Origin of the sequence: Mucilaginibacter sp. R-33, from assembly GCF_049949235.1 — a bacterium.
Taxonomy (GTDB): domain Bacteria; phylum Bacteroidota; class Bacteroidia; order Sphingobacteriales; family Sphingobacteriaceae; genus Mucilaginibacter.
This window is the reverse complement of the sequence record NZ_CP188089.1, coordinates 5,668,677-5,686,259: the sequence shown is the minus strand read 5'-3', so window position 1 is coordinate 5,686,259 and position 17,583 is coordinate 5,668,677. Positions and strand designations below refer to the sequence as shown.

The window sequence follows — 17,583 nt, the reverse complement described above, 5'->3', positions numbered from 1 at the left end:
CGGTAAAAATACCTTTTACCTTTCGCCTTTAACCTTTCACCTCCAAAAACTATCTTTGTGCTGTGAGTGAGAAAACCATCCTAAAACTGCAGTTGCCTACCGATCCGCTTTGGGTTAAAAACGTGGTAGAGAGCAATATTGAAGAAATTTTGACAGACCATGCTTTTTGTGAACAAAAGGCAGCCAGCAATGCCATTACGCTTATTGTTCAAAATCCCAACCTGAGCGAATTGGTACAGGAAATGGCCCTGCTGGTGCAGGAAGAAATGGATCATTTTAAACGCGTACATGATATTATATTGAAACGCGGTTATAACCTCGGCCGCGAGCGGAAGGACAACTATGTGAACGAGCTCAGAAAATTTATCATCACAGGCGGTGGCCGCGAAGCTCAGCTGATTGACAGGCTGCTGTTTTCGGCTATGATAGAAGCCAGGAGCTGTGAACGCTTCAAAGTGCTGTCCGAAAATATTAATGATGAACAACTGGCAACTTTTTACCACGAACTAATGGTAAGCGAAGCAACCCACTACTCTATGTTTATTCGGCTGGCCAAAAAATACTCTGAAGAAATTGATGTTGAAGCCCGCTGGAAACAATTTCTGGAGTATGAAGCCCAGGTAATTCAGAACTACGGTAAAGGTGAAACTATTCATGGGTAAGTTTTGAGTCTGAATCGAAGCTTTGACGTGTTGACCTGTACGCTTCACTTACTACTTAAACTACAGACTTTTAACTTAAGACTGTTCATGGCCTTTCCGCTGTTTTTTTAAATACCCGGGGCCAGTGCAAATATGGCGTAAGCAAGCGCGAACCTGCTGCTATTGATATTAGAATTAATATTAATGAGCGCAATATTTCATTTTACTGCAAAAACCGGGTTTTTGGTTTACGGAAAAGTGATTACCAGCATACCGGCATCGGCATAAACAACACCAAACAGCGCCTGGACATTGATATCCTGGCAGGCATTTGTTCAATATAAGCAGCCTGAATAATGAGTATATTGTTCAACTTACTTTACAAACTTAAATTATGGTGCTTAAATGTATAGCCATTGATGATGAACCGCTGGCCTTAAGGCTTATAAGCGAATATGTATCACGCTTCCCGGCATTGCAAATGGTTAATACTTTTGAAGATGCTATAACCGGCGCCGAATTTTTAAAAAACACCCCAATAGATCTTCTTTTTGTTGATATCAACATGCCCGATGTTACCGGTATTGACCTTGTGCGCTCTTTGCAGACTAAACCCATGGTAATATTTACTACCGCCTATAAAAAGTTTGCGTATGAGGGTTTTGAACTGGAAGCGATTGATTATATTTTAAAACCGATAGATATTAAACGCTTCACCAAAGCTGTTGAAAAGGCGTTTGATTACTACAAGTACAAAAACAAGCCCACCGACGACGAAACTGACGAAAGCCTGTATGTATACTCCGAATACCGCATGGTTAAAATAGATCTGGATACTATTGAATATATTGAAAGTATGGAGGATTATATCAAGATCCATATCACTAATGATAAAACCATCCTTACGCTGATACCCATGAAAAAGGTATTGGAGAAATTGCCCTCCGCCAAATTTCAGCGCATTCACCGCAGCTATATCGTACCTGTCAACAAGATCCGGTCTATTCAAAATCGTAAGGTGCGGCTTACAAATGTTGAGCTGCCGGTAAGCGAAAGCTATAATGATTTTGCACGCAACTGGTCGAAACAGAAGTAAAATGAACGCAATTCTCTTGATTGGCTTATCAATAAAATTAATCAACTGGCTTTTATATAATGACTTTAACAGAGAATAAAACCAGGCAACATATCCAGCAGGTTGATTATATCAGGGCAATAGCTTCATTGGCGGTAGCTTTGTTTCATCTTGGCGGCAAATCATTACCCGGCCTGCACTACGGCTGGCTGGGCGTTCAAATGTTTTTCCTGTTGTCAGGCTTTATAATTTGCTGGGCTATTCCTGAAAATTATAGCTGGGCCTTATTCCCCAAGTACATTTTAAAAAGAATAACACGCATTGAGCCACCTTACATAGCCTCCATATTATTAACCATTTTGGCCGGGTATTTATTAAACACAAATTATCGGCCCGATATCAGTAACATATTAACCCACTTAGCTTATATCAACAATTTTACTGGTCGCCCATACCTAAACCCCGTTTACTGGACGCTGGGGATTGAGTTTCAATATTACCTGTTCATCGGCGTTTTCTTTCCAATTATTATAAAAAAATGGGGCGCCATCTCCCTGCCCCTGATTTGCTTATTGCCTTTATTTATACCCGTACCCGGATCAACACTGTTAAACGTTTTTCCTTTTTTTGCTCTTGGGATATTATATTACCTGTACCTGACAGGTAAAAGAGGGTTAACTGAAGTTTTGATATATGGCGTAGCTGTAACTGCCATTGGTTTATATGGTGCAGGGTGGCTTCCTATGGCTGCCGGCCTTACGGCACTTGCCCTTTTAATATTGCCGTTAAAACGCCACCCGGTTATTGCGTTTTTTTCCAAAATCTCTTTTTCGCTATACCTTACCCATGATGTTGTTGGGAGCAGTCTTGTAGCTTTTATGGGTATGCACCTGCCAAAAACATTTGGATTCAGGGCGTTTGAATTTTTAACAGGCATCGCTGTAAGTATCAGTTTTGCTTACCTGTTTTATCGCCTGGTAGAACTGCCCTGTTTACGGTTATCCAAACGGATCAGGTATTGATTATCCGGTTATTTACAAGCGTTTTAAACTCTTTTGCAAATCCTTTTTACATTCACCAATACAAAAGCGCTATTCATCGATACATTATTGATGAAAACCAGCTTTGTCCCAATATTTATATCATAAACCAATTATAACCCCATAAATGGTTTATTAATACCCCTTTTCATAATAGTTGCGATAGTAGCGTCTGTGTGTTAGTAGTTACATGCAGGCGCTTTTTTAAAAACAGTATTCCGTTGGAAGCAAAAAAGTTACTCCCCCTAATCAGCTTTTTTCTCATTATATTAGTTCGTAAAACAAACGCGCAAAGCCTTGGCGATCCTGTGGTGAGCATTACCTTTGGCTCAGGCAGTTCAACACATTCCGGTGCCTTGCCTGCCGATTCGGGCTCAACCAGTTATACATATAGCAGTGCCAATTTCCCAAGCGACGGCTCGTATACAATTGAAAATACTACCGCGGGTGCAGGCAACGTCTGGTGGTCGGCCACAGACCATACAGGCAATACAGGCGGCTATATGATGGTGGTAAATGCCAGCGTATCCAAAACCGATTATTTTTATAAGCGCGCCATTACCGGTTTATGTTCCAATACCACCTACCAGTTTTCGGCCTGGGTAGTGAATTTGTTAAGGAGCAATGATATCAGCCCGCCTAACATCACTTTCGCCATCGAAAAAACTGACGGAACAATTATTCAAAGCTTTAATACCGGCACCATTGCCCGCACAAGCAACAATTATGAATGGGTGCAGGAGTCGTTCAATTTTACGCTACCGGCTGGTGTCGGCGATCTGGTGATCAAAATGATCAATAACAGCGCCGGCGGTGCCCCTGCCAATGACCTTGCCATTGATGATATTGTTTTCAGACCTTATGGTCCTGTGATAGAGGCCAGCTTCAGCACTTCAAACTCAGCCAATACAGCATCGGCCTGTTCAGATGTTCCGCAAACCTATACACTCAATACGACCATCCCCAGTGGCTATACCGTTTTATGGCAATACAAAAACGGCGGTGGGGCCTGGACGGATCTTACCGGAGCAAATAACACCAGTTCAAATTACCAGATAACATCGCCATCAGTGGCTGGTACTTATTACTACCGGGCAGTAACGGCGCAGGCGGGTAATATTAATTCGGCCCTTTGCCGGTCTGCATCAAATGTGCTTACACTTACGGTTGGCGCACCGCCTCAATCAACAGCAACGGCCAATACACCGGTTTGCGCAGGCACAACGTTAACGCTAAGTGCATCAACCGGGGTGAGCTATCAATGGACGGGGCCAAATGGTTTTACATCGGCCATTCAAAGCCCAACTATCAGCAATGTGACCGCTGCTGCTGCAGGAACATATCATGTTACGGTTAAATCATCCTCTAACTGCGAGGTTGTGGTGCCAGTGACAGTGGTAGTAAACGCCCAGCCCGTTGCGGCTGTTGATGCGGTTGAGCCAATTTGCGAGGGGAGTTCGGTTACATTAAATGCCAGCGGAGGCTCAACCTATTCATGGTTGCCGGCAACGGGCCTTTCAGATGCCAGTATCGCTAACCCGGTAGCCAGCCCAACAGATAATACACTTTATACTGTAACAGTAAGTAACGGCACTTGTACCTCGACAGCCACAGTACAAGTAGATATTATAAAAAAGCCTGTGGCCAATGCCGGGCCCAACAGGTACATTACCCAGGGCCAGTCAACAACACTTAACGGCAGCACCAAAGGAACCAACGTAAGCTATTACTGGACACCGACCGATAACCTGAGCAGCAGCCTTGAGCTTACGCCTACCGCTTCACCAATGGAAGATATCACCTACACCCTGCACGTGGCATCAAACTCGGGCTGCGGTGACGAAGCAACCGACCAGGTATTTGTGCGTGTTTATAAAAAAGTAGTTATCCCCAATACTTTTACACCCAATGGTGACGGGGTTAATGATACCTGGGCGATAGAGGCGTTGAATACTTACCAAACCTCGACAACGCAGGTATTTAACCGCTATGGCGGACTGGTGTTTAAAAGCACAGGCTATCCTGAAGCCTGGGATGGCAGATCTAACGGCCAGGATATTCCGTCAGGAACATATTATTATGTGATAGATTTAAAGAATGGCAATGTGATGAGCGGCTGGGTGATGGTGGTTCGTTAGTTCATGGTTGATGGTTCATAGTTCATGGCGAAAATACGCAGGCAGGAACAATTCGCAGGCAAGCATGGTCTATGAACCATGAACTATGATCGGCTTCACCCCCGCTACATTCAGCAAATAATTATCCATCATATCAATATCCACCACATCATTTAAAAAACCGATATGCATATCCGGACGGGTGATGAGCGCTTTTTTTTGGTTTTCTTTGATGGCGAAAGCATCGAAAATGTGTTGATTTTTTGCTGATGGCGGCAGGTAAAAAAAATTAAGACTGGCCCCATAGTTTTGGGTGATCCATTTGGCAATGGTAAACAGGTCGAGCTCTTTGAGCTTGCCTAAACAGATGAGCGTAAAACCCGGTTTACTGCACCATTCATGCAGGTCGGTTTCCACCTCCCGCTTTTCGTCGAACACTTTGAGATAAGGTAGCCTGTCGCCTGCTTTGATCTGGCTGGCATGGCTTAAGTTAAGGTTTATGGCGCTGTCGCGATAGGAGATACCGGTTTGCGATACCCGTTTAAAAAAGGCTTCGCGAAGGCTGGGTTTCCTCCATACCCATTTTAAAATAACAGGCAGCAAATATTTCTTTAGTAAGTTAATGAACCAGTTACGCGACAGGATCATTTTAAAGATCCGGTCAGTAGTATTAAGGAGCTCTTTTGCTACCGGCATCCTTTCCTGCGCATAGGTATCTAACACCGATACCTTAAGCTGGTTATTAATTACACCTGCCAGTTTCCAGGCCAGGTTATAGGCGTCCTGCAAGCCGGTATTCATCCCCTGTCCGCCAACCGGCGAGTGGATATGCGCGGCGTCACCAATTAAAAAGCAGCGCTGCTCCCTGAATTTATCGGCCATGCGGTGATGCAGGCGGTAGGTAGTGAACCAGTTGGTATGTTCAACAATGATCTGTTGTTGGGTTACATCCCGCAAATGTGGTAACACCTCGCCAATTTGAAGCTCGTCCTTTTTATCAAACTCATCGGGCAGGTTGCCTACCACACGATAGCTCCGTTCATCGGGCATGGGGAAAAAGCCCGCGAAACCTTTTTTTGAGAGGAACAGGTTAACCTTATCGCCAAAGTCGGCCTCTATTTTTATATCGGCCAAATAAAATTGATGCTGGTAGGTATCCCCCTTAAAAGGAATGCTCAGTTGCTTACGCACAGTGCTATGGGCACCATCTGCCGCAACCAGCCAATCACAGGTAATGGTTTGTTTATCCTCGCCGCTTTGCAGTTTCAGTGTTACCTTATCAGCATCCTGGCTTAGTGACAGCAGCGATGTGTTCCAGTATACCGGGCAGCAGTTGAGGGTAATCAAATCAAGTAATAACCGCTCGTTTTTGCTCTGCGGGTACATCTGGATAAATGGAAAAGCCGTTTGCGTTTCGCCAACATTGGCAAGCGAAAGACTGGCAACCTCTTCACCGTCCTGGTTAAACTGTACACCCCCTCCCCGTTTACCATCATTGAGCACTTTATCGATAACGCCCATCTGCCGGTAAATCTCCATAGACCGTGCCTGAACGGCAAGCGCCTTTGAATGTGTGGTTGGTCCCTGCCTGCTATCAATAATTACCGGCTGCATCCCATAGCGTAAAAGCTGAGCGGCCATCATCAAACCTGATGGGCCCGCGCCTACTATTACAACCGGGGTATGCTGCTGGCTTATGGTCATTTATTGCCGTGATAGAGTAAAAAGATAGTTGGGCGCTTGTGCAGATCAGGCACTTTCTTTTGCCATTCGGCAATGGTTTTAGTTTGCACAAACTCGGTTGCAGCGGTCAGGTCGCAGGCTATACAAAGCTTGGTTTTGGGATTGCCTGTTTTCAGGATCTCCTCAAGCATGGGGTTATTGCGGAAAGGTGTTTCGATAAATAGCTGGGTTTGATCAAGCTTTATGGCTGTGCTTTCCAGCTCTTTGATCTTTTTAGCACGAAGCACCTTATCAATAGGCAAATAGCCGTGAAATGCAAAACTTTGTCCGCTGAAGCCCGAAGCCATCAACGCCAGCAAAATAGAGCTTGGGCCAACCAGTGGTACTACCTTAATGCCCATGCGGTGGGCTTTATCCACAATCTCGGCACCGGGATCGGCAACACCCGGACAGCCGGCTTCGCTCATCAGCCCAACATCATTACCCGCTTGCAGGCCTTTAAAAAAATCGGCCTTGCCCATGTCGCGGTTATGCTTGCCATAATCATGGATTACCAGCTCGCTTTGCGGGGTTTTCAAGCCGGCCTCTTTTAAAAAGCGACGGGCGGTTTTTTCATTCTCCACGATGTACTCTTTGATACTGTTTATGGTATCAGTAAGGTAGGGCGTAAATGATTTTGCGGCCGCGTCATCGGCCAGCGGTACGGGAATTAAATAAAGGGTTCCATAGGGCATATTGCAAAGTTGGTGTTTTTTGTTTAATTTAAGCTATCAAAAGGAGGCTGAAAAATGAGGCAATTAGGCGCAAACTGGTTTATTGAAGGTCATATTGATTTTGAATACAAAAAATATATCCTGTTAAGTTACCTTCAGGAGATTAACAGTCACTTCGATAACAGCCGGTTATATCCCAACCTGGCCGACCTGATATTTCATTATAACAACCTCATCGATTTTAAAAAAAATAAATCGCTGCTACAGCAGGCCTTTCCGCAACGCTTAACACAGGCTGATATCGACGCTGTAAAACTCACCTATCAAAAGATCATTATGGATGATCAAAGCATGCAGGAGATAGAGCAGATCATTACTTACGCATTAGGCAAAATGGACCCGGCTATAAAAACCGGCAGGGACATTTATGATTTTGTAGAAAGCCATGTGAATATTGATCCGGTGGGCATTATCCCTTTAATGCCCTATCACGGTTATTTTTCGTTACAGAATGGCAAAGAACGCACCAACCGGATCTACGAGTACCAGATCACTATTTTTGAAGGCAAGGATGATAAATACCGGGGCATTAACGTAGCTTTTGTTGATGCCTACGAACAAAGTATCACCAATACCCCCGAAAGTATTAAACTGCATCTCATAAACCGGAACAAGTTTATGCCCAACCCAGCTGTTTACTATGTACACAGCGATATCACTTTTCCGCTTGAACAAACGCTGCTGCCGGTGGCCAAAAGAAGCCTGGTGAAGTATATTTCGAATGCTGCGTAAATACTTATCAAATTTTTTTTATTCGGAAGCAGTGGTGGTGCTGACGCCCTTTACGTTTACCTATCGGGCAAACCTTGAGTCACGCATGAAACAACGCTCCTCCCGGTTAGGGTTTTGCAACGTTGCAGAGCTTATGGCAAGCCCGGGCATTTAAGATGAGAGTTTGATGAACTATCCGGAAGGAGAATCATACCATGGGCCGAAATTCAACCTTGAAGGCTGCCAATGGGCGGTTAAAAGTGGCCGGTTCAATTTGCACATGCTCGCACAGGTCAGGCTCTCACTTTTTTAGCTCCTATTTATCTACCCTTACCTATCTGTAATATACTATCTTTCAAGAAGATCGGAATCAACTTTATAATTATTACTGCTAATTGCTTTTCATATGATTATAAATCATGAAATTATTTGTCTTACCTGGATAAATACTATCTGACATGAAAAAAAACGTAATAATATTGATTACCGGTTTATGGTTAAGCTGCTTTATCAGCGTGGTTCGGGGACAGGGAATAAAAGATTCTGTACTTAGCCTTCGGTCGCCGGATAAAAATATAACATTCAGGTTCCGTCAAAAAGTTGAGACCGGGAAGCGTAGCATGTACTATAGCGTGGATTATAAAAACAAACCGGTAATTCTGGAGTCGGTCCTCGATCTGCAACTGGATAATAACCTTTCAGAAAAAGCAATGGCGCTGAAGGTAGATCAGCATAAAAACTGGTGCGAAAACCTGTTGACCACTGGCGTTGATTCCTCCCGGCATGATACCACATGGGCACCAGTTACCGGAGAGCGGGCTATGATCAGGGATCATTACAACGCAATGAATATTACGCTGGTAAAGGATGACAATCCCATTTATGTAATGCAGGTGCAGGTACGGGTTTATAACGAGGGGGTTGCATTCCGGTATTATTTCCCCGAAAATCCTAAAGGAACCTACTACAACATCACTGCGGAAAACACCGAGTTTCACATGCCTGAAGGCACCCAGGCCTGGTTTGCCAATTGGGCACAAGCGCCGTATTACAAACTGTCGCTAAAAAACTGGCCCGGCGAAAGCGAACGGCCGTTAACCATCGAATTGCCTAACGGCCTTTTTGCAGCGCTGGGGGAAGCACAACTAATTGATTATGCACGCACCAAATTTAAGCTGAGTGCCGATAAATCATCCACCCTGGTAACCTCTATGTTTGGCGGGGCGCAACTCATCTCGCCGGTAGGCACACCATGGCGGGCAATCATGATAGCTGAAAAACCGGGCGACCTGATTGAACATAATTACATGATGTTAAATCTTAATGAGCCATCGGCAATAGCCAACACTAATTGGATTAAACCCGGTAAAATCATGCGGGTAATGGCCATGACAACAAATGAGGCAAAAACAAATATTGATTTCGCGGTAAAGCATAACCTGCAATATATTCTGTTTGATTGGAAATGGTACGGACCGGCATTTAGCTTTAGCTCGGATGCTACCAAGGTTGCTATACCTGATTTTGACCTCTCCGGTATAATCAAATATGGCAAGGATAAGGGCGTTGGTGTTTGGTTATATGTTAATCAGCAAGGTTTATTAGCTCAAAGTGACAGTTTATTTGCCATTTATCATAAATGGGGTGTAAAAGGCGTAAAATTTGGTTTTGTGCAGCAGGGATCCCACCGCTGGACAACCTGGGTGGAAAAAGCAATTCAGCAGGCGGCTGCTGCCCAAATCATGGTAAATATTCATGACGACTGGCGGCCAACCGGCGAGCAGCGTACCTGGCCAAACCTGATGTCGGCCGAAGGGATCCGTGGTAACGAGGAAATGCCCGATGCCACGCACAATACCGTGCTGCCTTTTACGCGATACATTGCCGGAGCAGCCGATTATACCTTCTGTTATTTTAATAAACGTATTAAAACTACCCATGCCCATCAATTGGCGCTGGCCGCAATTTATTACAGCCCGCTGCAAACGTTGTATTGGTATGACAAGCCATCGGCGGAGCATAATGAGCACGAACTGGAATTTTGGGACAAGATCCCAACCACATGGGACGAAACGAAAATAGTGCAGGGAACACCCGGCGCATTCATTTCCACAGCTCGCAGAAGCGGAAAAGATTGGTTTGTAGGTACTATCACCAACAATGATGCACGTGAAATCAAACTTGACCTAAGTTTTTTAGAACCCGGTAAAAAGTATAAAGCGACTATTTACAGCGATGACCCGTCGGTGAATACTGAGACGCATGTTAGGGTCAGCAGTAAAACTGTCAACAGTAAAACAGTATTAAAACTTGCCCTGCTGCCATCAGGCGGAGAGGCGGTTTACTTAACTCCGGAAAAATAATCCATAATATATATAGCATACATGAGCCAACAGAATAAAAATAATTATGTAATCAGTGCAGATATCGGCGGTACGCATATTACGGCAGCGGTCATTGATCTGGAAAAAAAAATGATCATTGAAGATACCCGTACCCGGTTAACTGTGGACTCCCATGGAACGGCAACTGAAATACTTAAAACCTGGGCGGAAGCATTAACACAGGCTTATGAAAAATTCGGATCTCCGGCTCAGCAGGTTGCCCTGGCCATGCCTGGTCCATTTGATTATGAAAATGGGATTTCACTGATCAAAGACCTGCATAAGTATGAGGCCATTTATGGTTTAAATATTAAGTTATACCTGTCTGAAGAGCTCAGGATAGATGCTGCAGATATCCTGTTCCGAAATGATGCCGAAGCATTTTTACAAGGGGAAGTTGTGGCGGGAGCAGGCACCGGCTCCCGTAAGGTTCTTGGGCTTACGCTGGGCACAGGGTTTGGTTCAGCTTTGTGCGTTGATGGTATTGTGAACGATTTAAACCTGGGCGGCGAACCTTATAAAGATAGCATTGCAGATGATTATTTCTCTACAAGATGGTTCTTACGGCGATATCATGAAACAACCGGACTGTCCGTTACCGGAGTGAGCTCGCTGATATCAATGTCCAAACACAGCGCTGTGGTCAGGAACATCTTTGATGAGTTTGCGGTCAACCTGTCTTTATTCCTCCGGGATATTATCCAAACCGAAGGTCCTGATGTAATTGTTATTGGTGGCAATATTGCAAAAGCATCGTTCATGTTTCTGGATGAACTTACCGCCAGGTTAACAGCATATTCTGGAAGTTTAAAAATAAAATTAGCTTTATTGGGAGAAGACGCGGCACTGATGGGTGCTGCTGCGGCTTTTGATAGCAGGCGAGGACTTAATATCTTATTTAACGCCAATCATCCGGGTAATTAATTTTAACAACAATATGACCAATAAACCAGCTTTTACCGAGAAAAAATTCATCGTAACCTTTGTATTTGTTACCTCCCTGTTTTTGATGTGGGGATTGCTGCACTCCATGAGCGATATTTTGAATAAGCATTTTCAAAATGTGCTCCATCTCTCCAAATCTCAGTCGGGCTTAATTCAGTTTTCCGTGTTCGGGGCTTATTTTATTATGAGTATCCCCGCTGGTTATTTTTTAAAGAAGTTTGGCTACAAACCGGGTGTAATCCTAGGCTTGGTTTTATTTGCCTCGGGCTTATTCCTGTTTGTGCCTGCGGCCAACGCGGCTTCATTTACTTTTTTCAGGATAGCCTTATTTATTATGGGCTGCGGTATGGCTACTTTAGAAACTGTTGCTCATCCATTTGCGGCGGCCCTGGGCGATCAGCGCCGGAGCGACCAGCGGGTAAATTTTGCGCAAACTTTTAATGCATTGGGTACTATGATTGGCCCCGGTATTGGCACGTATTTTTTATTTGGACCTAAAGCTATCCACACAACCGACCTAAGCTCAGTAAAAGCGCTGTATGTGGCCATCGGCTGCGTGATTATACTTATAGCAGTTGCTTTTATGTTTTTGAAAATTCCGGTTTTAACAGATCCGCATGCAGAAACTTCGGCCGTCAATCCTGATGCGGTTAACGTGGACGTGGAACCATCTAAAAAACTATATCAGCATTCGCATTTTGTATGGGCAGTTGCGGCACAGTTTTTTAACGTGGCGGCACAGGCCGGCACATGGGCATATTTCATCAACTACGGTGTGGATATTATGCATTTCAGTAATGAAAAGGCCGGTTACTTTATGATTATTTTTATGGGGATGATGGCGCTGGGGCGTATTGTGGGCACGTCGTTAATGACTTATATCGCGCCCAATAAATTATTAGCGGCATTTGCCTGCGGCAGTATCTTAATGTGCCTGATAGTTGCACAGAGCCTGGGCTGGACATCATACATCGCTCTGCTGATGATCAACTTCTTTTTTAGCATTATGTTCCCCACTATTTTTAGCTTGGGGATCAAAAACCTGGGCAGTCATACACAACAGGCTTCATCCTTCATAGCAATGGGCGTAGTAGGCGGTGCGGTATTTCCAATGGTTATGGGGCTGATAGCCAATCATAGTGTAGCCCACGCTTATTATCTGCCAATTATATGCTACGCGGTGATCTTTTTATTCGGCGCTAAATTTTATAAAGTTAAGCACTGATGAAAAGCCCGCAGAATTATATCAAACCTCATATTACCTGCCCACCATACTATCACACTCAATAATGTTACGATAAAAGGCGAGCCGATAAATCAGCTCGGCAATAAACAATGGTGTTTTAATATGCCGGCAAGCGCCGATGTTAAAAATTGTATTGAATTAGAATTATGAAAAGGTATTGTCTTTATTTTATTTTTTTAAGTTCGCTGATGTTGGCGGATCTGCCGGTAGCAAAAGCTGCTGTTTGGCAATGGTCGGTGCCGGTTAAGCCTGCTGGTACTAAGCGGGATCCGTCGAGGGCTTTTTTATGGATATCGCCGAATTGTAAGCAAGTGAAGGCGGTCATATTCGCCCAGAACAATATGGAGGAGCAATCCATATTGGAAGATCCTCAATTCAGAAAGGAAATGGGCAAGTTGGGTGTTGCGGAGATTTGGGTTAGCCCGGCTTTCAATCTTAAGTTTTTGTTTAATGAGGGCGCCGGAGATCAGTTTAACACGTTGATCAATGACCTCGCTGATATTTCAGGTTATAGCGAATTAAAAACAGCGCCGGTGATCCCTATCGGGCATTCGGCAGCGGCAAGCGCACCTTATTATTTTGGTGCATGGAACCCTTCGCGTACGCTTGCTTGCATCTCGGTAAGCGGGCAATGGCCATATGTAAGAAACGTTTTTGCTCCCGATATCTGGCGTAAAGATCAAAGCCTGGACTATATCCCTTGTTTGGAAACAATGGGCGAATACGAAGCTGCCAACACCTGGAGCGATGAAGGATTAAAAGAAAGACAGGAACATCCGTTGCTGCCGTTGAGTATGCTATCCAACCCTGCACAGGGGCATTTCGCTGCCACGCCTGAAAAAACCGGTTACCTGGCCTTCTACATTAAAAAAGCCATGCAGTACCGCTTGCCAAAAAATGTACCTCGGGGTACCGTTCCGAAATTGATTGATATCGATCCGACAAAAACCGGCTGGCTGGTTGATAAATGGCGCTATAATGAATTGCCCGCCGCGGATGCAGCACCGGTAGGCAGGTATAATGGCGATGCTTCAAAAGCCTTTTGGTATTTTGATGAAGAAACAGCACGGGCAACAATAACTTACCAGGCAAAACATCGCAATCAAAAACCCCAGTTAATAGGTTATGTACAACATGGCCAAATGGTTGAACAGCGTAATACGCACCAGCAAGTAAACCTGAAATTTGAACCTGAAGCCGATGGCATCACTTTTAAACTCCATGCTGCATTTTATGATACGGTACCCGGGGGCAGTCCCCGTTTACCTGTTTGGGCAGGCATGCCGGTTGGTTCCGCTATAGGGCATGCTGCCGGGAATATTCCTATTGCCATTAACCGCATTACAGGCCCGGTTATCAAGATAAATGATTCCACTTTCAGATTGAGCCCGCAGGCCGGTTTTTGGGAGAACCCGCATAGTTATGAGTTGTGGTTTGCTGCTACCCATTCTGGAGATGTTGAGTATAAACCGGCCGTACAGCAATCACAAATGCTTGTGCCGCCACACAATACAGCAGGGAGGGAACAGCATATTACATTTTTACCGGTCCCCAACCAAAAGGCACATGCAAAGGGAATAAAATTGGATGCCAGCTCAGATGCACATGTGCCTGTAGGGTTTTATGTATTAGAAGGCCCGGCGGAGCTATCAGGCAATACATTAAATATTACAGCTATTCCGCCGAGAAGCCGTTTCCCGGTAAAAGTTACCGTGGTAGCCTGGCAATATGGTAATAGCCATGAGCCTAAACTGCAAACGGCAATACCCGTTGAACAATCCTTTTTTATTGAAAAATAATTTAAAACTCTTAAAATATTAACCATAGTTATGCTTCTTCTAAAAACTCAATGTGTTTCACTTAAAAGGCAATGAGATAAGCAGTAAGTCTTTCATTATACTCAAAATTAATCGCCCATAATCATTTAAGATCAATATTTAGCGGTGCTGCTCAGTGCGACATGAAACCTAAAGGAATAGAAGTATAGCTCGAGGGCCCTGCTAATAAGCCAGCAGCCGTTCCATGCTTTCTTCCAATCGCGCCTTGGCCAAAAACTGATCTTCCAAAGCTTTGTTCATGGGGATGGCTGTATCGAGGCTACCACAACGCATTACGGGGGCATCAAGATATTTAAAGCAATGTTCGGCCAAATGGGCCGCAATTTCGGCGCCGAAACCATTGGTAAGCGTATCTTCATGCAAAATCAGCACCCGGCCTGTTTTCTTAACGCTGGTTTCCACCGCTTCCCGATCCCAGGGTTGCAGGCTGCGCAGATCGATGATCTCTATAGATTGATCGGGATGTTTGTCTGCATACTCCAATGCCCAGTGTACACCGAGGCCAAATGTAATTATACTGGCCTTTTCGCCTTGCTTAATCACATTAGCCTTGCCTATCTCTATCATTACATCATTATCAGGCACATCGGCGCTGATACTGCGGTACAGGTATTTGTGTTCAAAATAAATTACCGGGTTAGGATCGTCAATAGCGGCAAGCAGTAGTCCCTTGGCATCTGCCGGAAAAGCCGGGTAAACCACTTTTAAGCCGGGAGTTTTGGTAAACCAGGCTTCATTGCTTTGCGAGTGGAAGGGGCCTGCCCCGGTACCTGCACCCGCGGGCATCCGTATTACTACATCAACCCCCTGCCCCCAGCGATAATGCGTTTTGGCCAGGTTGTTAATAACCTGGTTAAAGCCGCAGGTAACAAAATCTGCAAATTGCATTTCAACCACAGCTTTGTAGCCGTTAAGCGCAAGTCCCATGCCTGCACCAACAATTGCCGATTCGCAAATGGGGGTGTTACGTACACGGGCCTTACCAAACTCCTCAACAAAGCCCTGGGTAATTTTAAATGCGCCGCCGTATTCGGCAATGTCCTGTCCCATGATCACCAGGTTGGGGTGTTTGCGCATAGCTTGTTTAAGCCCGTCGCTAATGGCATCTATATAGCGCTTACTGGTAACCGGCGATGATTTTGGCTGTACAGCAGGAAAGCTGTAAGGCTTGTACATATCCTGCACCTCGGTGGCCACATCCGGTATAAGATCTGTTTCGGCATAAGCCTTTTCAATTTCGGTTTCAATAAGGGCGGCGAACTCCTTACGGATAACAGAGATCATGTCTTTAAACAAAACCCCTTCGGTAATCAGGTACTTTTCAAAGTTTGTAACCGGGTCCTTTCCTGCCCACCACTCAAATAAATTAGTGGGAACATATTTGGTGCCTGATGCTTCCTCATGGCCACGCATCCTGAAGGTCATACATTCCAGCAAAACAGGGCGCGGATTTTCACGAATAGCTTTATTAAGTGAGGTTATGGTGTTATAAACTTCAAGCAGGTTATTGCCGTCAATACGGCGGCCTTCAATACCGTAGCCTACGGCTTTATCAACCAGTTCGCGGCAATTATATTGTTCGTTGGTTGGGGTTGAAAGGGCATAGCCATTATTTTCGATCAGAAATATTACCGGCAGTTTCCAAACAGAAGCTATGTTAAGTGCTTCGTGAAAGTCCCCTTCACTGGTGGCACCCTCGCCGGTAAAAACAAGGGTTGATTTTTTTTTAGCCGATAATACATCCGCTAAGGCAATGCCATCGGCCAGGGCAAGCTGCGGACCGAGATGGGAGATCATCCCAATGATCTTATACTCCTGGGTACCGAAGTGGAAGGAGCGGTCGCGCCCTTTAGTAAAGCCCGAGGGTTTACCCTGCCATTGCGCCATTAACCGCGACAAAGGGATATTTCTCGATGTAAAAACACCGAGGTTGCGGTGCATAGGCAAAATATATTCGTCGGCATTCATAGCAAGGGCGCTGCCAACTGCTATGGCTTCCTGGCCAATACCCGAAAACCATTTGCCAATGCGGCCCTGCCTCAGCAGGATCAGCATCTTCTCTTCAACCATGCGCGGAAACAGCATTTTTTTATAAAATTCCAGCAAAGTATCATTATCGAGGTTTTTCCTGTCAAAAATCATAACGTAAAACTACTGAAGTTTTTAAAACTTTGTATGTTTGGTGATACTATCCAAAAACTATGAAGCGCACCTCTATTTTCATCATTATATTACTGCTCATGATCGGCTTTGCGGCCAGTTCGCAGGATTTTTTCTTATTGCCACATAATTTTTACGTTCACAAAGGCGATAAGCTTAACCTGCACTTGTTGAGCGGCAACGAGTTTAAACCCGAAAATGAATTTAAGTTTGCCACAGCAAAGGCAACTAAATTTATGCTGTATGAAGGCTCAAAGAAAACGGACCTTTCAAAAGTCAGTAACTCTGCCGATAGCAGTCTGCTTGTCTATGAGCTGCAAAACTCCGGTCTTGCACTTTTTGAACTGGTAAGGGATGATGAAACAGAATCGGAAAGGAATAAATTTATCAGAGCACTTGAAAGTGAAGGCCTTGATAAAATGGCCGAAGAAGCCCGGGCCAGTAGTCAGCAATACTTTGTTGAAAAGTATCACCAGTCAAGCAAAACCCTTATTTCTGTTGATAAAGCTAACGGTAAGGACTTCGATAAACCCCTGGGTGAGGAATATGAAATTGTAATACAGCAAAACCCTTATAAATCAAGCTATGGCGATGATGTTACCGCTCAAGTGCTTTTTAGAGGTAAACCTATGAAAGATGCTGTGGTGATGCAATATGTACGTACTTTGAACGGCACCATCGTTCCGCAAAAATTATTGAGCGACAGCAATGGCCTGGTATTTTTTAAACTGAGCCGTGAGGGGGTATATATGGTTAGCTCAACCCATGTTGAACCATCGCAGGATAAAAAAGCCGACTATGAGAATTGGAGTACTACTTTCACCTTTGCCTTCAGCAATACCGATGACGTACCAAATTCATACAGGGAATTTGGATTTGGAAATAAGCATTGATTTTTTAGCAGCAGTTGCAGGTTTTAGTAGCGGGTTAAAAATATAGAGACCTCATTTCTTCCCTTTTGTCGGTGATT

At 44.6% G+C, this 17,583-nt stretch carries 13 protein-coding genes; 10 read left to right on the top strand and 3 right to left on the bottom strand.

Features of this window, described 5'->3' with window-relative positions:
• Window positions 1–62: 62 nt before the first annotated feature.
• The 4 genes from ACP26M_RS23610 (at window position 63) to ACP26M_RS23595 (ending at window position 4,894) form a co-directional block, all read left to right on the top strand.
• On the top strand, window positions 63–662 hold the full coding sequence (locus ACP26M_RS23610) for a tRNA-(ms[2]io[6]A)-hydroxylase (protein ID WP_426583783.1): 600 nt from the start codon (window positions 63–65) through the stop codon (window positions 660–662).
• A 373-nt stretch (window positions 663–1,035) separates the two neighbouring features.
• A complete protein-coding gene (locus ACP26M_RS23605) occupies window positions 1,036–1,737 on the top strand; it encodes a LytR/AlgR family response regulator transcription factor (protein WP_090532092.1) in 702 nt (233 codons plus the stop codon).
• A gap of 59 nt (window positions 1,738–1,796) precedes the next feature.
• Window positions 1,797–2,738, top strand: a complete 942-nt coding sequence (locus tag ACP26M_RS23600) for an acyltransferase family protein (protein WP_176625741.1) — start codon at window positions 1,797–1,799, stop codon at window positions 2,736–2,738.
• 239 nt (window positions 2,739–2,977) lie between these two features.
• Window positions 2,978–4,894 carry a gliding motility-associated C-terminal domain-containing protein gene (locus ACP26M_RS23595; RefSeq protein ID WP_426583780.1) on the top strand — a complete coding sequence of 639 codons (1,917 nt, stop codon included), beginning with the start codon at window positions 2,978–2,980 and terminating at the stop codon, window positions 4,892–4,894.
• A 69-nt stretch (window positions 4,895–4,963) separates the two neighbouring features.
• Here the strand turns inward: ACP26M_RS23595 and ACP26M_RS23590 are convergent, their stop codons facing one another.
• Complete coding sequence (locus ACP26M_RS23590; RefSeq protein WP_426583778.1) at window positions 4,964–6,577, bottom strand: FAD-dependent oxidoreductase; 1,614 nt, start codon at window positions 6,575–6,577, stop codon at window positions 4,964–4,966.
• Window positions 6,574–7,290 (bottom strand): SAM-dependent methyltransferase, encoded by a 717-nt coding sequence (locus tag ACP26M_RS23585; RefSeq protein ID WP_426583776.1) that lies wholly within the window; start codon window positions 7,288–7,290, stop codon window positions 6,574–6,576. Before ACP26M_RS23585 ends, ACP26M_RS23590 begins: the two co-directional genes overlap by 4 nt.
• A gap of 54 nt (window positions 7,291–7,344) precedes the next feature.
• Between ACP26M_RS23585 and ACP26M_RS23580 the strand changes: the two genes are divergently transcribed.
• From ACP26M_RS23580 to ACP26M_RS23560, 5 genes are all read left to right on the top strand, one after another.
• The gene (locus ACP26M_RS23580) at window positions 7,345–8,061 is read left to right on the top strand and encodes a hypothetical protein (RefSeq protein WP_354484628.1); all 717 of its coding nucleotides are present in this window, start codon (window positions 7,345–7,347) and stop codon (window positions 8,059–8,061) included.
• A 437-nt stretch (window positions 8,062–8,498) separates the two neighbouring features.
• A complete protein-coding gene (locus ACP26M_RS23575) occupies window positions 8,499–10,403 on the top strand; it encodes a glycoside hydrolase family 97 N-terminal domain-containing protein (RefSeq protein ID WP_426583773.1) in 1,905 nt (634 codons plus the stop codon).
• A 21-nt stretch (window positions 10,404–10,424) separates the two neighbouring features.
• Window positions 10,425–11,348: an ROK family protein gene (locus tag ACP26M_RS23570; RefSeq protein ID WP_426583771.1), complete on the top strand. Its 924-nt coding sequence runs from the start codon at window positions 10,425–10,427 to the stop codon at window positions 11,346–11,348.
• 13 nt (window positions 11,349–11,361) lie between these two features.
• On the top strand, window positions 11,362–12,594 hold the full coding sequence (locus ACP26M_RS23565) for a sugar MFS transporter (RefSeq protein WP_426583769.1): 1,233 nt from the start codon (window positions 11,362–11,364) through the stop codon (window positions 12,592–12,594).
• A 167-nt stretch (window positions 12,595–12,761) separates the two neighbouring features.
• A complete protein-coding gene (locus tag ACP26M_RS23560) occupies window positions 12,762–14,414 on the top strand; it encodes a hypothetical protein (RefSeq protein WP_426583767.1) in 1,653 nt (550 codons plus the stop codon).
• A gap of 201 nt (window positions 14,415–14,615) precedes the next feature.
• Here ACP26M_RS23560 and ACP26M_RS23555 read toward each other — a convergent pair whose 3' ends face one another.
• A complete protein-coding gene (locus tag ACP26M_RS23555) occupies window positions 14,616–16,595 on the bottom strand; it encodes an alpha-ketoacid dehydrogenase subunit alpha/beta (protein WP_426583765.1) in 1,980 nt (659 codons plus the stop codon).
• A 59-nt stretch (window positions 16,596–16,654) separates the two neighbouring features.
• Between ACP26M_RS23555 and ACP26M_RS23550 the strand changes: the two genes are divergently transcribed.
• Window positions 16,655–17,506, top strand: coding sequence for a DUF4198 domain-containing protein (locus ACP26M_RS23550; protein ID WP_188833584.1), 852 nt, complete (start codon window positions 16,655–16,657; stop codon window positions 17,504–17,506).
• The last annotated feature ends 77 nt before the right edge of the window (window positions 17,507–17,583 follow it).

What these genes read in the sequence shown, in the direction of transcription:
- ACP26M_RS23605 (WP_090532092.1), top strand. Translation starts at nt 1,036, where the DNA reads ATGGTGCTTAAATGTATAGCCATTGATGATGAACCGCTGGCCTTAAGG.
- ACP26M_RS23600 (WP_176625741.1), top strand. Translation starts at nt 1,797, where the DNA reads ATGACTTTAACAGAGAATAAAACCAGGCAACATATCCAGCAGGTTGAT.
- ACP26M_RS23590 (WP_426583778.1), bottom strand. Translation starts at nt 6,577, where the DNA reads ATGACCATAAGCCAGCAGCATACCCCGGTTGTAATAGTAGGCGCGGGC.
- ACP26M_RS23585 (WP_426583776.1), bottom strand. Translation starts at nt 7,290, where the DNA reads ATGCCCTATGGAACCCTTTATTTAATTCCCGTACCGCTGGCCGATGAC.
- ACP26M_RS23580 (WP_354484628.1), top strand. Translation starts at nt 7,345, where the DNA reads ATGAGGCAATTAGGCGCAAACTGGTTTATTGAAGGTCATATTGATTTT.
- ACP26M_RS23575 (WP_426583773.1), top strand. Translation starts at nt 8,499, where the DNA reads ATGAAAAAAAACGTAATAATATTGATTACCGGTTTATGGTTAAGCTGC.
- ACP26M_RS23570 (WP_426583771.1), top strand. Translation starts at nt 10,425, where the DNA reads ATGAGCCAACAGAATAAAAATAATTATGTAATCAGTGCAGATATCGGC.
- ACP26M_RS23565 (WP_426583769.1), top strand. Translation starts at nt 11,362, where the DNA reads ATGACCAATAAACCAGCTTTTACCGAGAAAAAATTCATCGTAACCTTT.
- ACP26M_RS23560 (WP_426583767.1), top strand. Translation starts at nt 12,762, where the DNA reads ATGAAAAGGTATTGTCTTTATTTTATTTTTTTAAGTTCGCTGATGTTG.
- ACP26M_RS23555 (WP_426583765.1), bottom strand. Translation starts at nt 16,595, where the DNA reads ATGATTTTTGACAGGAAAAACCTCGATAATGATACTTTGCTGGAATTT.
- ACP26M_RS23550 (WP_188833584.1), top strand. Translation starts at nt 16,655, where the DNA reads ATGAAGCGCACCTCTATTTTCATCATTATATTACTGCTCATGATCGGC.